This is a genomic window from Haloplanus sp. HW8-1 (assembly GCF_023703795.1).
GTDB classification, from domain to species: Archaea; Halobacteriota; Halobacteria; order Halobacteriales; family Haloferacaceae; genus Haloplanus; species Haloplanus pelagicus.
Genome location: NZ_CP098518.1, coordinates 406,891 through 420,424, shown reverse-complemented (window position 1 = coordinate 420,424; position 13,534 = coordinate 406,891). Strand labels below are relative to the sequence as shown.

Sequence of the window (13,534 nt, the reverse complement as noted above, 5' to 3'; positions counted from 1 at the left end):
ATAGACCTGTTGCTCGGTGACGACTGGGATCCGCCGGATCTCAGAGCGGAGAATCGGCCACTCGGCTTTTACGTGTCGGCTGCCTTCCCCCTCCAATGTCGCGGTCACGCTCCCCCTGGCTGTACCGGTTCGTGCGTGACCGGCAGTCACAGGCCGAGCCGCTCGGGGTGATTCTCGTGATCGGTCTCGTCCTCGTCTCGACGACGGTGGTCGTCACCTTCGGGTTCTCGGCCATCGAGAGCGTCCAGTCGCGGTCGGAACTCGACCGCGCCGAGAACGGCATGACCCTCCTCGACTCCCGGCTGTCGACCGTCGCGCTCGGCGATTCGGAGCGTCAGTCAGTCGACCTCCCAACGTCCAACGGCGGGTACACCGTCGACGAGGACGCGGGGACCATCCGGATCGTCCACCGGAACTACGACGAGAGCAACGACACCAAACTGGTGTCGAACACGTCGCTCGGGGCCATCGTCTACCGGAGCGGCGACGAATCCATCGCCTACCAGGGCGGCGGCGTGTGGCGGCGGTACGACGACGGCTCGACGCGGATGGTCTCGCCGCCGGAGTTCCACTACCGCGAGGGCTCGCTCACCTTCCCGCTCGTCCGCATCCGGGGGAACGGGAGCGCCGCAGGCCGGACGACCGTCGGCGCCAGCGCCCCGGGGACCAGCGAGTCCCTCTACCCCACGAACGAGACGTATCCCGACGATAGCGAGTACCAGAATCCGGTGGAGAACGGGACCGTGGTGGTCACCATCTGGAGCGAGTACGCCGAGGCGTGGGGGTCGTACTTCGAGACCCGGACCGACGGCAACGTCACCTATCCGGCGTCCAATCAGGTGACGGTCGAACTGCTCAGTATCGGCACCCTTGGGGACTTCCAGATGCCACCGGAGACTCAGGGAGTCACGGTCCGCGGGATGGACGGCGGTCACTCGCTCGATGACTTCTCGTTTACCATCCGTCCGCAGGACACCGAGGAGTCCTCGTTCTCGAATCTGGACTGGTCGTTCTACGCCAGGGAGGGCCAAGAGGAGTTCGAGATCCACGTCGGCGGGAACGGCGTCAACGACTGTAACGAGGACGTGACGCTGTCGATCTACTACAGCGACGACGGCGGCGACACGCACCACGGCTGGTACAGCGACGACTACCTGGAGACGGAGTGTGGGGAGGTGAACGGCAAGCCCGCCGACGGCGACGAGATCTGGGTCGACGTCGACCTCACGCCCGAAGACGGGACGGACATGACCTTCAAGAAGGTGAAAAACGACAACGTCCACTTCAAGAGCGGATCGAAGTCGCTCGCCGGCGACGCGCGGTTCGAATCGCACTCGCCCGATCCGAACGTCACCTACTCGTCCGGTAATACGGAGAACCTGACGCTCGTCACCAGACACTACTTCGCCGAGATGGGGCCCAGCTTCGACCTCATCGTCGCCGACGGGAACAACGCGGGGATCGGCGAGTCGGGCTCCTCGGGCTACATCTACTACGGGGGCAGCGGCAAGGTCGTCACCTACCTCCACATCACGGAACACAACGTGACGGCCACGGTCGGCTGATCAGTCGATCGACACGCGGATCGTAGTCCGGCTGATGCGGAGGTCGTCGGTCCGGAACGTACAGTTGACCATCCCGTTGCCGGTGAGGGGATCACAGGCCGAGGCCGCGGGCGTCATCCCGTCGAGTTCCGCGTCGAGATACCGCTTCCAGGCTGCCGCCCGTCGGGGTTCGGTGTCGATAGTGAGCGTGACGTTCCCGGTCGGCTGTTCGTGGGCCAAGATCGCGGTGGTGCCCCGGACCCCGCGGACGAGGACGGTCGTCGATCCGGAGCGGCGCTGGGGCTCCCCGGTCTGGGATTCGAGCGCGACGTACTGGATCACGGTTCGATCCTCGTCGAAGTAGAACGGGGGTTCGCGACGCATTACGGCTCCGCCCCGATCCACCCGGATCACCGCGCCCATCTCGTACACGACGCCGCTGTCGAGGCCTTCGCCCGAACGACCGAACGTGATCGGCCGTGTCTCGGTCGTCCCGACCACCGATCCGCTCTCCAGCGTGGCTTCGGAGTCCGTCGCCCCCGCGAGCGTCAGCGTCGTCTCGGCGAGTTTGATCTCGGTCGCCCGCGAGGGCGCGCCGCCGTGGACGATGTCGCCGTGGTTGTCCGCGAGCACCTCGAAGGCGCGTTCGCCGTTGTTGATCCGCTCGGCGTCGCGTGTGTCCTGCAGGCTCCCGAGGCCGGCCACGCTCACCAGCCCCACGGAGGCCGTAATGAGCGAGAACACGAGGACGAAACCCACCACGTCGCTGACGGCGCGGTCGGTCATTCGGCGTCGCGCACCTCCAGAGTTCCCGAGTCGTACACGATCACGACCGGGCCGCCAGCGACGCTGGTCTCGTCGACGGGGAGTCGCGACCGGAAGCGAACCGAGGCCGTCACGTCAGTCACGCTCGTGTTCAGGACGACTCGATAGATCCCCGTGCCGGCGGCGTCGGTCACCTCGATCAGATAGGCTCCGCCGGCGATGCGGGTGGGGAGGTCGACCCGAAGTCGGAGTTCACACGACGGACAGTCCGCGAGTCGTCCCGCGCTCGCCACCTCCTCGGCGAGCGTCTGTCCGACCACCTGGAGTTCGGTCCGTGCCGACTGGTCGCGCTGACTCTCCATCAGCCCACCCCCGGCGACGATCAGCCCCGAAATGAGGATCGCAGCGATACCGAGCGACAGGACGTAACCGAGCGTCGTCGAACTTCCCCGGCGGTCCACACGGAGGGTCACGGCGGACACCCCCCGCCGCCGTCGGGGCTGTGGATCTCCGATACGAACCGACGGTTCGACGCCCCGTCGACCGCCGTCGCGTTGATGGCGTACGCCGAGCTATTTGACAGTCCCGTGAACGTCTCGGAACTGTCGGAGACGTTCGACGAGCGGACATTCGTCGAGCCGTCGGAGCGGTTGTAGAGGCTGACCTCGACGTAGTCGAAGTCGCCGTTCGGATCCGTCACGTTCCAGTCGACCTGGAGCGAGGTCGTGGTGTTGGTCACGTCGTACCGCTCGAAGGTGGGATCGGTCGGCGGTCCGCCGACCTCGCCGGGAGCCGCACGTATCGTCCGCCGGTAGTCGATGTCCTGACTCCGAACCGAGACGTTCGCAGTCGAGGCGTACACCGCCGGTGACGTGTACGGCCCGCCCGCGTCGCTGTCGTTGTACGTCGACGGCGACGGGGGCGTACACTGATCGGGGTAGTTCCGCGTGTCGACCGCCGATCGGGTTCCGACCTCGTACCGATCGACCACGAGCGAGTACGTCCCCGTCGCGTCGGCCCCGTTCTCGATCGAGACGTTCACCTCGTCGTCGAACGGGAGCGTCGTCAGGGCACGGCACCGCTCGCCGTCGACCTGCGCGGCCGTCAGGTCGACCCAGTTGCGACCGGCGGTGAGCGAACACGCCTCGCTTTCGCCCTCGACGCGGAGTTCGTCCGCGGTACCGTCGAGGACGACGTCCCGCGCCGTGCCGTTGTCGACGACGATCCGAACAACGGCGCCGGTTTCGACGTGCAGTCGAGCGTTGCGAACCCGTGCGTCCGTCACGACCGTCCAGTTGGCCGTAGAGTCGTTCTCCGGTGTCAGCGTCGAGGTAGCGTTGTCGTCGACGATGCGGGTCCCCCGACGGACAGTCCGTCGCTCGACGTCGGTCGCCAGGCCGTCGGTCGCGGAGTGGTTCGCGAGCATCGATACGGTCGCCCCGGTGACGTTCCGGTAGTCGTCGTGCCGCGTCGCGAAGTCGGGGGCGTCCCCGCGGTTGACGTGTTCGATGGCGTCACCGAGTACGTCGACGGCCGCAAAGCGGAACGTCGTCGTCTTCTCGACGTCCGTGTTCGTCTGCCGGGTCGCCAAGTTCTCGGTGTAGATCACCGAGTTGAGAAGCAGGCTGAGCGAGAGGAACACGACCGCGAGGGTGAGCGCGCCGACCAGGAGCAACTGGGCGCGGTCGGTCGAGCCGTCGCCCGTCGGCACCGGGAGGCTCACATCCGCCATACGACCACCTCTACCACCACAACGTTGTACAGGCCGGTGTCCGACCCCGGCGGGACGAAGTTGGCGTAGCTACTCGATCCGGCGACGGTGGTGTTCGTCGCCGTACCGTTCGCGTCGTACAGCGGGTCGTCGTCGTAGAGCGCCAGCGACGTCGTGGCCGTGGCGGCGTTGTCGCTGGGTTCGCCCCGATAGATGAACCGCGTTCGGTCGACGGTCCCCGTGTCGGTGGTGTAGGCGACGTAGACGTTGAACGCGATGCCGCGGGACTGGAACGTATCGAGGAGCATGTGTCCGAGACGCGTTCGGTTGACCTCGGGGTCGGTCGTGTAGGCCCCGGCCGAGACGCCGTGTAACGACCCGTTCGTGTCGTCCCAGTGGACGACGGCTGCGTCGAGCGCACCCGTCTCGCGAGCCGTATCGAGCACGCCAGCCGCCGACGCCTGCTGCTGGTTCTCGATGTGCTGGCTCGAGGTACTCGCGGACAGCGGGGTAACCGCGGTCACCTGCAGCGCGAAGACGACGCTCGCTAGCAGGATCATCCCCGCCGTGATCGCTTCGAGCGTGTGTGCCTGTGCGCGCACGGTCACCACATCCTGACGATTATCGTCGCGATGGTCCCGTCGACGTGGACGATCCGCCGACCGATCACCGACGCACCGCTGTCGGGGAGGGGTTCGCCCGCGTCGAGGGCGACGCCGCTCGTGCAGTCGTCGGATTCGCTCACGAAGACGTTTTCTCCGTCGGTACAGACCGGGTTCGGCGAGTCGCCGTTCGGATCGCCGCCCACGACGGTGACGTTCACGTGGTGCCTCTCGGTGAGGCCGACCTGTTCGGCGAGCGGATCCGCGTCGTCGAACGGACAGGTGTCGGGGTCGGTGTCCGTGTCGTTGAACAGGTAGATGGTACACTCCCGGTCCAGCGCGGTGGTGTCGTCGCCGCCGTCGAGGAGGTCGTGGACGATGGTGTCGGCGATCCGGTCGACACTTGCGAGTTCCTCCTGCGGGCCGTCGGCGAACGGTTGGAAGATGCCGGGAACGAAGGCCACGACGAAGGCGACGGTGACGAGAAACACGCTGGTGCCGATGGCGAAATCGAGCGTCGTCTGTCCGCGGTCGTCGATCATCCAACCACCAGCCATACGGCCAGCGCGATCGTTTGCAGGATCACCACGAACTTGATGCCGGCCATCAGCTTCGCCGTCCGGATGTAGCCGCTGATGATCCCCGAGAGGACGGCCTGGAGGGTGACGGCGTGGAAAAAGAGCAGCGACAGGAGCTGTGTGTCGATGCCACCGCCGAACTGCGAGGAGCCACCGCCGCCGCCGCTCCCGGAAGCCTGCTCGGTCAGCCCCGCCATGACGTCGAGGAACTGCGTCTTGAGGATGGCCATCACGCCGAGCAGGGTGAGGTAGGTCATCAGGATGATCGCCACCTGCATCCGGGTCCGGGAGCGGCGCTCGCGCTCGATGTCGTCCTGGTTTTCGCTGGCCTGGGCGGCCGTCGTCAACACCTGGGTGATCTGACTGGAGGCCTCCTGGGCCTTGCTGATGAGCTTTACCGTCCGCGCCAGCCGTGGGACGTGATACTTGTTGTTGAACTCGATCAGCGCGTTCCGCAGGCTCATCCCGTAGTTCACCTTGGCGTAGATGACGTCGAGTTCGTCGGCGAGTTTGCCCGAGGACGTCTCCGCGGTGGTCTGAATCGACTCCAGTAGCGTCTGTCCAGTATCGTTCGCACTCGACAGTTTCCGGAGGTTGTCGGAGAGTTTTCCGGTGATCGCCGCACGGGTCCGGACGCTCCACTCGTGGAAGACGCCGAGCGGGATCAACAGGACGTACAGCGGGACGTACACCCAGACGAAGGTGCCCCAGACGGGCGCCGCCACCATGCCGTCCCACGTCGTCGGCGCCGCGCCGCTCACACCCGCGAAGGCCAGCAACACCAGCGCCGCGGGGGCGGTCAGCGCGAGCGTGTATGTCGGATGGTCCCGGAAGAAGTGATGCGGGTTCCGCAGGAGCTGTTTCGTTCGGAAGGTCCCCTCGCGGGATTTGATTCGGTCGAAGATGCCGAAGGTACCGACGAACCCCTCGACGATGCCGAGATGTCGGAGGCCACCGCGTTCGGCGTCGGCGACGGGGTCGTGGTCGTCGCTGCCCGCGGGCTGGAGGTAGCCGTCGCCGGGTTCGTCCTGTTTCACCGTCGAGACCAGCACCAGAAACATCACGCCGGTGATCGGTATGAGCGCGTACACCGTCCCGAACAGCATGAACTCCTGGGCCTCGCCGAGCATGCTCATGATGACGAGGATGATGATCAGAAGGAGAGGAAACAGCGAGAGGGTCATGTACATCTCGCCGAACAGTTCGAGGGTATCGAGCGTGACCTCCTGTTGCTGTTTGGCGGTGCGCATGTGCTTGTCCTTCTTGTCGGAGAGAAAGGCCTCCATATTCCCGCCGGAATTGACGATAGAGAGCATATCGGTCAGGAACTGTGAGAGGTCGTCACTCGGAGTCTCGGCCGCCTGCTCCCGGATGGCGTTCCGATAGTCGGTCCCGAAATACTTCGTCTCCTGGACGATGCTCTGGAACTCCTGGGCCACCTCGCCGTAGGTGTCCTCGGCACGGGCCATCGCCTCCAGGATCTCCAGTTGGTTGAGCCCCCCAACCGAGAGGGCGTACATGAACGAAATGGAGTCCGAAAGCAGCATGTTGATCTCCCGTTCACGGCCCGAAGCCCGCGAATAGGGGATGGCGACGAGGGTGCCAAAGCCCGTGATGAAGCCGATCGATCCCGTGACGAGGCCGAGAATACCGACGGCCGCGGGGACCTTGATCCGCTCGATGAACGACACGACGGTTTCGTTGGGGATATGCGCCCCCGTCGAGAACGTCTCGGGTGAGAGGACACCGAGCGCGAAGAGGCTGTATCCGACGAACGTACCGAGAACCCACAGCACGAGTCCGAGGAGGACGCCGACAGCGAGCGCCCGCGAGAGGTAGAGTTCGACGGTCGTCGCCATCCGCGCCTGTGCCAGTTTCGTCTCCACGTCGTCGACGAAGTCGCCGTCCTCGTCGAACAGCCGCCGAAAGAGTGGGTAAAACAGGTCGCCGAGGCTATCGACGCTCCGATCCAGACCGGTTCCGGTGTCGAGACTCACGTCAGTCCTCCCCGTCGTCGGTGTCGGTCACGTCACCGAAGCCCCACCCGTCGATGTCCGCCTCGGCGTCTCCCGTGTCGGTGTCCGTCTCGGCGTCTCCCGTGTCGGTGTCCGCCTCGGCGTCTCCCGCGTCGGTGTCCGTCTCGGCGGTCGATTCTTCGCTTTCGTCCGCCGTCGGGTCGAGCGAGACGTCGTCCACGCCCGCGTCGCTCACGTCGTCCGCTGCCCCACCCCATCCGTCGTCCGCGTCCGGAGCGTCGAAGGAGATGTCGAACTCGTCGTCGGGGTCGTCCGCGAACGGGGCCGGATCGGCGGCGTCTTCCTCCCCGCTCCCGTCCGGGGCGTCGTCGTCGACGGCAGCCGTGTCACCCGGCTCGACCGGTGGTGACTCGGCACCCGCCTCGGCCGTCACGTCGGCGGCACCCTCTATCCCACCCAGAGCGTCGTCGATGCCGGCGACGTCCTCGCCGCGGTAGTCGTCGAACAGTTCCGACTCGGCACGGTCGAGAAGGTCGGCACAGAGCTCGAGTCCCCGCTCGTTCGGATCGGGACGGGGAACCATCGCCTCCTTCTCCGGATCGATGTCGATCAGCACGGACTCCATCTCGCGGAGGTCCTCCAGGCTGCGTTCGAGGCGCCCCTCCGCCATGAGCGCGAGGATTGTCTCCTCGTCGTTGATGAACGCCTGGACGGTGGCCGCTACCTGCGTGTACGTGTTGAGACCGTTCTCGATGAGATACGCGAGGACGACCTGCCGCTTGAACAGTTCCTCCTCCAGGGTGGATCGGGTCCACCCGCGGTCGAAGCGGATCTCCTCTAAGGTGTTCGAGTCGCTCATGCGGAGGAACTCGTCTGTCTCGGCCTGCCACTGATAGACGTCCTGAACGTTGATCTCGTCGTTTTCGGCGTCGTAGAAGTTGATCTCGGTGAGGTTCTTGTTCCGGCGGACCTTCTGTCCCCCGACCCTGGTCTGGGTCTGGATCGACACCAGATCGAGGGCCGTGAACATCGTCTTCGAGACGTTGATCGGCTCGGTGGTGAACCGCTTCAACACCTCGCCCACGCTGTCGGCGTGGAACGTCGTCAGCGTGGTGTGTCCGGTCGACATGACCTGGAACAGGGTGCGCCCCTCCTCACCACGGATCTCGCCCATGACGATGTACTCCGGCCGTTGCCGGAGCGCCGCCTCCAGCAGGTCGAACTCGTCGACTTCCCCCTGTTCGTCGTCGGAGAAAGAGGGGCGGGTGACCGAGGCCACCCAGTTGCGCTGGGGGAGTTCCACCTCGCGGGTGTCCTCGATGGAGACGATCTTCGAGTTCGAGGGAATAAAGAGCGAGACGGCGTTCAGGCTGGTCGTCTTCCCCGACGCGGTCCCCCCGGCGAAGATCAGCGACTTGTTGTTCTCGATGGCAAGCCAGAGGTACGCCATCTCCTCCAGCGAGAACGTCTTCCAGTTGATGAGGTCGACGGGGGTGAACGGGACGTCCTTGAACTGGCGGATGGTGTAGTTGGTGCCGTGGTCGGACACCTCCTTGCCCAGGGTTAGCTGGGCGCGGGAACCGTCCGGCAAGGTCGCGTCCACCTGCGGCCGGCGCTTGCTGATGCCCTTGCCCGACCGCTGGGCGAGTTTGACGACGAAGTCGTCGAGTTCGTCGTCCCCGTGGTAAATGTTGGAGATGATCTGCTCGTAGTCGCTGTGGTAGACGAAGACGGGCGAGTGGTAGCCGTCACACGAGATGTCCTCGACGTTGATGTCGTGTTTGATCGCGTCGATGCGTTCGTAGCCGATGAAGTCGCGCTTGAGGTAGTAGAGCAGTTTCTCCACCTGGTACTCGGAGAGGTCGTCCGAATCCTCCTCGAGGACGGCGGGTTCGGGTCGGGCTGTGATCCCGGAGATCTCCTCGTCGACTTCGGACTGGGGCTGCCAGCCGAGCCTAGAGAGGAGCCGTCCGGCGGTCCCTTCGGCCGCTTCGACGCCGATCTGGGAGGCGATGGTGTCGAGCAATCCGGCCCCCGACGTGCGGGAATAGAGGTCGTAGCGTTCGAGGAGGGTGTAGGTCTCGTCCCGGATCACGCGTTCGCGCTCCTCGAGACCGCCGGCGACGCCCACGTCCGCGTACTTGATCGCGTTCTGGAGCTTGGCCGTCAGAAAGTCGACCAGTTCCTCCTCGATCGGCGTGGTGTGGGGCTGGACGACGTAGTACTTCTGCTCGTTTTCCTTCAGCGAACGGAAGATGACGACGTACGCGTACGGTTTGTTCACCCAGTAGCGATCCTCCTCCACGAAGTGGGTCTTCTTTTCGAGCGGGACCGTCTTCTCCAGATCGTACCGGTTGGCGACCGTCGTCGTCCCGAACTCAGTGCTGAAGAAGGCGTCCTCGTCGAGAGCCGCGTCGACCGACACCGTCCGATCGTCGACGACGGCGCCGAGTTCGGCGGCGAGGTCGGCCGCCCCGGACAGCACGTTCTCCGTCCGCTCGGGGTCGAACCCCAGCGTGTCCGTCGGATCGAACGGGATGGGCTCCCCGTTCCCGTCGGTCGGCGGAGTCCCGTCGGCGTCGTAGTAGAACTCTTCCTTGTAGTCCTCCCACGACCAGAGGTCCTTGACGACCGGTGTACCGTCGGCTCGTGAGCGGGAGACCGCGGCGTCGAGTCGCGTCGCTGCGGTATCGCCCGCGGCGAGCAGTTCGGGAAGGGTCGCGGGGTCCCCGTCCCCACGGTCCGGACCGGCGGTCGCCGCGCCGTCGGGCCCCCCCGACCCGGAACCCTCGGCGTCGTCGATAGCCATTGACCAGTTCAGGGAGTTCCCGAATATAAACTCTGGTGGCCGATCTAGACGGCTGATAATCGGAGGGTGAGCGCCCCCGAACGACCTCGAATGTTTTTTGACGCACCCTCACCAAGCGGGCTCGTCTATGGTATTCAGTCGCAGGAAAGTCGTTGCAGCGGCCGCTGGACTCGTCGGATCGCTTGCGGGCTGTTCGGGTGGCTCGGATGGCGGTGGCGGCGACGACGGGACGGCGACGGCCACTCCGACCGCAACGGCTACGGCGACCACGACGGCCACCCCCACGCCGAGCGGGCCACCCGAGGACGCACCCGTCCTGAACGTCACCGTCGAGAATAAGACGTTCATCCCGATGGTCGCAGAGGTGGAGCCGGGGACAGTCGTCGAGTGGACCTACGACGGAATCGGCTCACACAGCGTCACGTCGATGTCGCCGTCGAGTTCGGAGCGCAGCAGACGGGCGTTCAACCCCGACATCGCCTCGGAGTGGAGCTTCGACGAGGACCTGAGCAGCGATCCGGTCAGCCACTACTTCCCCGAACCGGGCGTCTACGAGTACAAATGCTCGTACGACTTCGGCCACATCGGCGGCTGTGCGGCCGTCGTCGTCGGAGAACAGGACTACGACGAGGAGATGCTGCCGTGCGAGGCTCAGTAGTTCCCCGACGTGTTACCCTCCCCGTTCGACGGAACGCGGTTCGTCGGCGAGCCCACATCCATCACCGCGCCGTCCGTCGAAGACAGTGTCAGTCACAGGAACCGAAGCGATGCCATCGCCCTCCTGGAGACGTTCGGCACACGCGCCGGAGGGTCCCCGGCGACGGAGGTCGCGCACGCGACCTGCACGCGGGAGGGATCGCGGGCGAGAGGTCCTCGCCGTCGCCGACGCGACGGATACCGCCGATCTCGTCCACCGGATCGAGGGGGGCATCGAGACGGCTGGCTCCGAGGACCGGGAGCACACGGGCACGACGGGTCCGGAGCGATGCCGGTATGTGGCCCATCGACCACTGACGGGGAGCGTCGGGCGTGGCGCGGCCGATCCCGGAACGATCAGAGGGTCGATACGCCGAACGCCAGTCCGATACCCCCCAGCGCGCCCAGAAAGTTCGCTGCGGCGTACCACCCGGCGAGGAGGCGGTCCCCGGTCTCCCAGAGGCGCACGGTGTCGACCGAAAACGACGAGAACGTCGTGTACGAGCCACAGGCACCGGTTCCGATCAGATACAGGACGTCGGTGCCGGCGCCGAGGAAGGTGACCAAGGCGAGAACGAAAGAGCCGACGACGTTGACGGTGAAGGTGCCGTAGGGGAACCGTCGCCGGGCGGCGACACCGTCCACGTACTGGTTGGTCGCATAGCGTAGGACCGCCCCCACGGCGGCGCCGGCACCGATCAGGTAGGCCGGGGAGACCACTAGGCGCTCCCCTCCAGACTCCGTGCGAGCCGCCGGCCGACGAGAACCGCGGCGAACCCACAGACGTACGTCGCCCCGACGTAGCCGACTGCCGTGAGCGTCGGCGACTGGACGGCCTCTAGGGCGAACGTACTGTAGGTGGTAAACGAGGAAAGAAAGCCCGTAGCGGCGACGAACCCCGTCTTCTCGGCAAGGATGCCGACCAGTTCAGCCTCGTAGACCAGAAATCCGAGGGCGAGACAGCCGAGGACGTTCGCCGCGAAGGTCCCCCCGAGTCCGGGGACGACGATCGAGAGGACGTGTCGCATGTTCGCGCCGGCGAAGCCGCCGATCGCCACGAGGAAGACGACCTCGAGCGTTCGGAGTCGTGCCGCCATCGTCCGGGTCATGATCGGGTCGGTGTCGATCCGACCTTCGGGGCGGGACGGCTTCAATACCGGTGTCGCATCGATGCGAAACGTGGCTGCTGGGTTACGGATCGAACAGGGACGTCGCGATCTTCAACCGCTCCACCGGACCCATCACGTTCTCGATGGTCCTCTGGTGGGGTTTCGGCGGCGACGCCTCCGACGGAACGCCGTATGACACCGCCGGCACGATGCTGTGTTGGTTCACTACCTCTGGATCGCGGTGAACGCCTACCGCGGCCTCGAGGACCAGCGATCGTTCGGATGGTACTGGATTCGTCGCAGTGATGGCGCTTCCCACGCCGGATCTCGTCTTCTTTTAACGTCGTCGACCTCTCACCGGGTAGCCTCGGCAACGCCGAGGACCGCGGCAACCTCGTCGTCACCGACGAACCGCTCGGCTGATCGTCGTTGGGGTGGCGGCCGCTCACTCCGACTCGACCGCGTCGTGAATCGACGCAGTGAGCCAGCGGAGGTCGGGGTCGCCCCCTCCATCCGAAGCCCGTTCGTGATATCGCGCGGCACCTTCGAGCACGAGTGGAACGACGTGGTTCGTGTTCGCGATTGGTTCGCCGGCACGATCGCTCAGATCCTCACGGACCGTACTCAGCACGCGGCGGGTCTCCGTCGAGAGCGTCACCGAGACACGGACCGCGTGTGGCGTCTCGTCGTGAAGCCGTCTGACCTATTGGGCGATATCGTCGCGTTCGTCCATGCCCGTCCAGTCGCGGCCGACCGCCCAATGTATTACTACTGCTGGGATCGACGGGAGAAAAGCGACAGAGGGGAAAGCGGTGAAGGGAGCGGTCCGGACGCGGCGCCCGGGGCGGGGGACGGCCGGGTCAGTTGCTCCGTTCGGCGTCCGTCTCGGTCGTCTCGGTCGTCTCGCCGGTCGCCGCAGTCGCGTCGGTGTCCGAGGACTCGACACCCTCCTGCAGTTCCTCCTCGATCTCCTCGCGGCCGCGCTTGAACTCGCCCATCGCCTGGCCGGTCGAGCGAGCCAGTTTCGGGATCTTGTTCGCCCCGAACAGCAAAACGAGGACGAAAAGCACGATGAGCAGCTCCGGCCCGCCGGGCAGCCCGGGGAACAGTGGAATGATTGAGTCGTACATCACTACATCCGGCTAGCCGATTCGCGATTATAGGCTTTTTGGACCGAACGGTCTGAGCCGACGACCGGGCCGACCCGCCGCCACAGCCACGGTCGACAGTATAATGTCGGCCACCGATCAATGTCGTGTATGGTCGACATCGGCGACGAGGCACCCGATTTCACCGTCCCGCTCGCGGACGGTGACGTAGCGTCGTTCACACTCTCGGACAACCTAGACGAGGCACCGATCGTCCTCGCCTTTTTCCCAGCGGCCTTCACCAACACCTGCACGACGGAGATGTGTACCTTCCGCGATCGGCTGGCCAACTTCGAGGACGTCGGCGCGACGGTGTACGGGATCAGTGTGGATCTCCCCTACACGCTCAACGAGTTCCGCCGACAGAACGATCTGAACTTCGGGCTCCTGAGCGACGAGCGGCGGGAACTGATCGACGACTACGGCGTGGCGGACGCGTTCCCGCCGGTCGACATGCGCGTCGCCCAGCGGGCGGTGTTCGTCGTGGACGGCGACGGACGGATCACCTACCGCTGGCTCGGCGATACCCCGAAACAGGAGCCGGACTACGAGGCGGTCCGCGAGGCGGCGGCCGACGCCGCGGCCTGAGACGGGGG

At 65.6% G+C, this 13,534-nt stretch carries 14 protein-coding genes; 3 read left to right on the top strand and 11 right to left on the bottom strand.

Translation table 11 applies throughout. The features are described from left to right. Positions 1-95: 95 nt before the first annotated feature. Positions 96-1,565, top strand: coding sequence for a DUF7289 family protein (locus NBT82_RS02155; protein WP_251329952.1), 1,470 nt, complete (start codon positions 96-98; stop codon positions 1,563-1,565). Here the strand turns inward: NBT82_RS02155 and NBT82_RS02150 are convergent, their stop codons facing one another. The 7 genes from NBT82_RS02150 to NBT82_RS02120 are packed head-to-tail and all read right to left on the bottom strand — an operon-like array spanning position 1,566 to position 9,985. Next, positions 1,566-2,330 carry a DUF7289 family protein gene (locus NBT82_RS02150; RefSeq protein WP_251329951.1) on the bottom strand — a complete coding sequence of 255 codons (765 nt, stop codon included), beginning with the start codon at positions 2,328-2,330 and terminating at the stop codon, positions 1,566-1,568. After that, positions 2,327-2,782 carry a DUF7266 family protein gene (locus tag NBT82_RS02145; protein ID WP_251329950.1) on the bottom strand — a complete coding sequence of 152 codons (456 nt, stop codon included), beginning with the start codon at positions 2,780-2,782 and terminating at the stop codon, positions 2,327-2,329. The genes NBT82_RS02150 and NBT82_RS02145 overlap by 4 nt, the downstream gene beginning before the upstream one ends. After that, positions 2,779-4,041, bottom strand: coding sequence for a fibronectin type III domain-containing protein (locus NBT82_RS02140; RefSeq protein ID WP_251329949.1), 1,263 nt, complete (start codon positions 4,039-4,041; stop codon positions 2,779-2,781). Before NBT82_RS02140 ends, NBT82_RS02145 begins: the two co-directional genes overlap by 4 nt. Beyond that, positions 4,029-4,631: a DUF7288 family protein gene (locus NBT82_RS02135; RefSeq protein ID WP_251329948.1), complete on the bottom strand. Its 603-nt coding sequence runs from the start codon at positions 4,629-4,631 to the stop codon at positions 4,029-4,031. The genes NBT82_RS02140 and NBT82_RS02135 overlap by 13 nt, the downstream gene beginning before the upstream one ends. Next, positions 4,625-5,164 carry a DUF7287 family protein gene (locus NBT82_RS02130; protein ID WP_251329947.1) on the bottom strand — a complete coding sequence of 180 codons (540 nt, stop codon included), beginning with the start codon at positions 5,162-5,164 and terminating at the stop codon, positions 4,625-4,627. Before NBT82_RS02130 ends, NBT82_RS02135 begins: the two co-directional genes overlap by 7 nt. After that, complete coding sequence (locus NBT82_RS02125) at positions 5,161-7,197, bottom strand: type II secretion system F family protein (RefSeq protein ID WP_251329946.1); 2,037 nt, start codon at positions 7,195-7,197, stop codon at positions 5,161-5,163. Before NBT82_RS02125 ends, NBT82_RS02130 begins: the two co-directional genes overlap by 4 nt. Before the next feature lies 1 nt (position 7,198). Beyond that, the gene (locus tag NBT82_RS02120) at positions 7,199-9,985 is read right to left on the bottom strand and encodes an ATPase, T2SS/T4P/T4SS family (protein ID WP_251329945.1); all 2,787 of its coding nucleotides are present in this window, start codon (positions 9,983-9,985) and stop codon (positions 7,199-7,201) included. A gap of 127 nt (positions 9,986-10,112) precedes the next feature. Between NBT82_RS02120 and NBT82_RS02115 the strand changes: the two genes are divergently transcribed. Next, a complete protein-coding gene (locus tag NBT82_RS02115; RefSeq protein ID WP_251329944.1) occupies positions 10,113-10,643 on the top strand; it encodes a cupredoxin domain-containing protein in 531 nt (176 codons plus the stop codon). Positions 10,644-11,038: 395 nt separating this feature from the next. Here NBT82_RS02115 and NBT82_RS02110 read toward each other — a convergent pair whose 3' ends face one another. From NBT82_RS02110 to tatA, 4 genes are all read right to left on the bottom strand, one after another. Then, a complete protein-coding gene (locus NBT82_RS02110; protein WP_251329943.1) occupies positions 11,039-11,401 on the bottom strand; it encodes a fluoride efflux transporter FluC in 363 nt (120 codons plus the stop codon). Then, positions 11,401-11,790: a fluoride efflux transporter FluC gene (locus tag NBT82_RS02105; protein WP_345780707.1), complete on the bottom strand. Its 390-nt coding sequence runs from the start codon at positions 11,788-11,790 to the stop codon at positions 11,401-11,403. Before NBT82_RS02105 ends, NBT82_RS02110 begins: the two co-directional genes overlap by 1 nt. Before the next feature lie 445 nt (positions 11,791-12,235). Beyond that, positions 12,236-12,448, bottom strand: a complete 213-nt coding sequence (locus tag NBT82_RS02100) for a hypothetical protein (RefSeq protein WP_251329941.1) — start codon at positions 12,446-12,448, stop codon at positions 12,236-12,238. 202 nt (positions 12,449-12,650) lie between these two features. Further along, positions 12,651-12,920 carry a twin-arginine translocase TatA/TatE family subunit gene (gene tatA / locus NBT82_RS02095; protein WP_251329940.1) on the bottom strand — a complete coding sequence of 90 codons (270 nt, stop codon included), beginning with the start codon at positions 12,918-12,920 and terminating at the stop codon, positions 12,651-12,653. A 129-nt stretch (positions 12,921-13,049) separates the two neighbouring features. Between tatA and NBT82_RS02090 the strand changes: the two genes are divergently transcribed. Then, positions 13,050-13,526 (top strand): redoxin domain-containing protein, encoded by a 477-nt coding sequence (locus tag NBT82_RS02090; RefSeq protein ID WP_251329939.1) that lies wholly within the window; start codon positions 13,050-13,052, stop codon positions 13,524-13,526. Positions 13,527-13,534: the final 8 nt, after the last annotated feature.

Bases quoted from the DNA above. Each gene is read 5' to 3' on its own strand.
- NBT82_RS02155 (WP_251329952.1), top strand. From the start codon at position 96: ATGTCGCGGTCACGCTCCCCCTGGCTGTACCGGTTCGTGCGTGACCGG.
- NBT82_RS02150 (WP_251329951.1), bottom strand. From the start codon at position 2,330: ATGACCGACCGCGCCGTCAGCGACGTGGTGGGTTTCGTCCTCGTGTTC.
- NBT82_RS02140 (WP_251329949.1), bottom strand. From the start codon at position 4,041: ATGGCGGATGTGAGCCTCCCGGTGCCGACGGGCGACGGCTCGACCGAC.
- NBT82_RS02130 (WP_251329947.1), bottom strand. From the start codon at position 5,164: ATGATCGACGACCGCGGACAGACGACGCTCGATTTCGCCATCGGCACC.
- NBT82_RS02120 (WP_251329945.1), bottom strand. From the start codon at position 9,985: ATGGCTATCGACGACGCCGAGGGTTCCGGGTCGGGGGGGCCCGACGGC.
- NBT82_RS02115 (WP_251329944.1), top strand. From the start codon at position 10,113: ATGGTATTCAGTCGCAGGAAAGTCGTTGCAGCGGCCGCTGGACTCGTC.
- NBT82_RS02105 (WP_345780707.1), bottom strand. From the start codon at position 11,790: ATGACCCGGACGATGGCGGCACGACTCCGAACGCTCGAGGTCGTCTTC.
- tatA (WP_251329940.1), bottom strand. From the start codon at position 12,920: ATGTACGACTCAATCATTCCACTGTTCCCCGGGCTGCCCGGCGGGCCG.
- NBT82_RS02090 (WP_251329939.1), top strand. From the start codon at position 13,050: ATGGTCGACATCGGCGACGAGGCACCCGATTTCACCGTCCCGCTCGCG.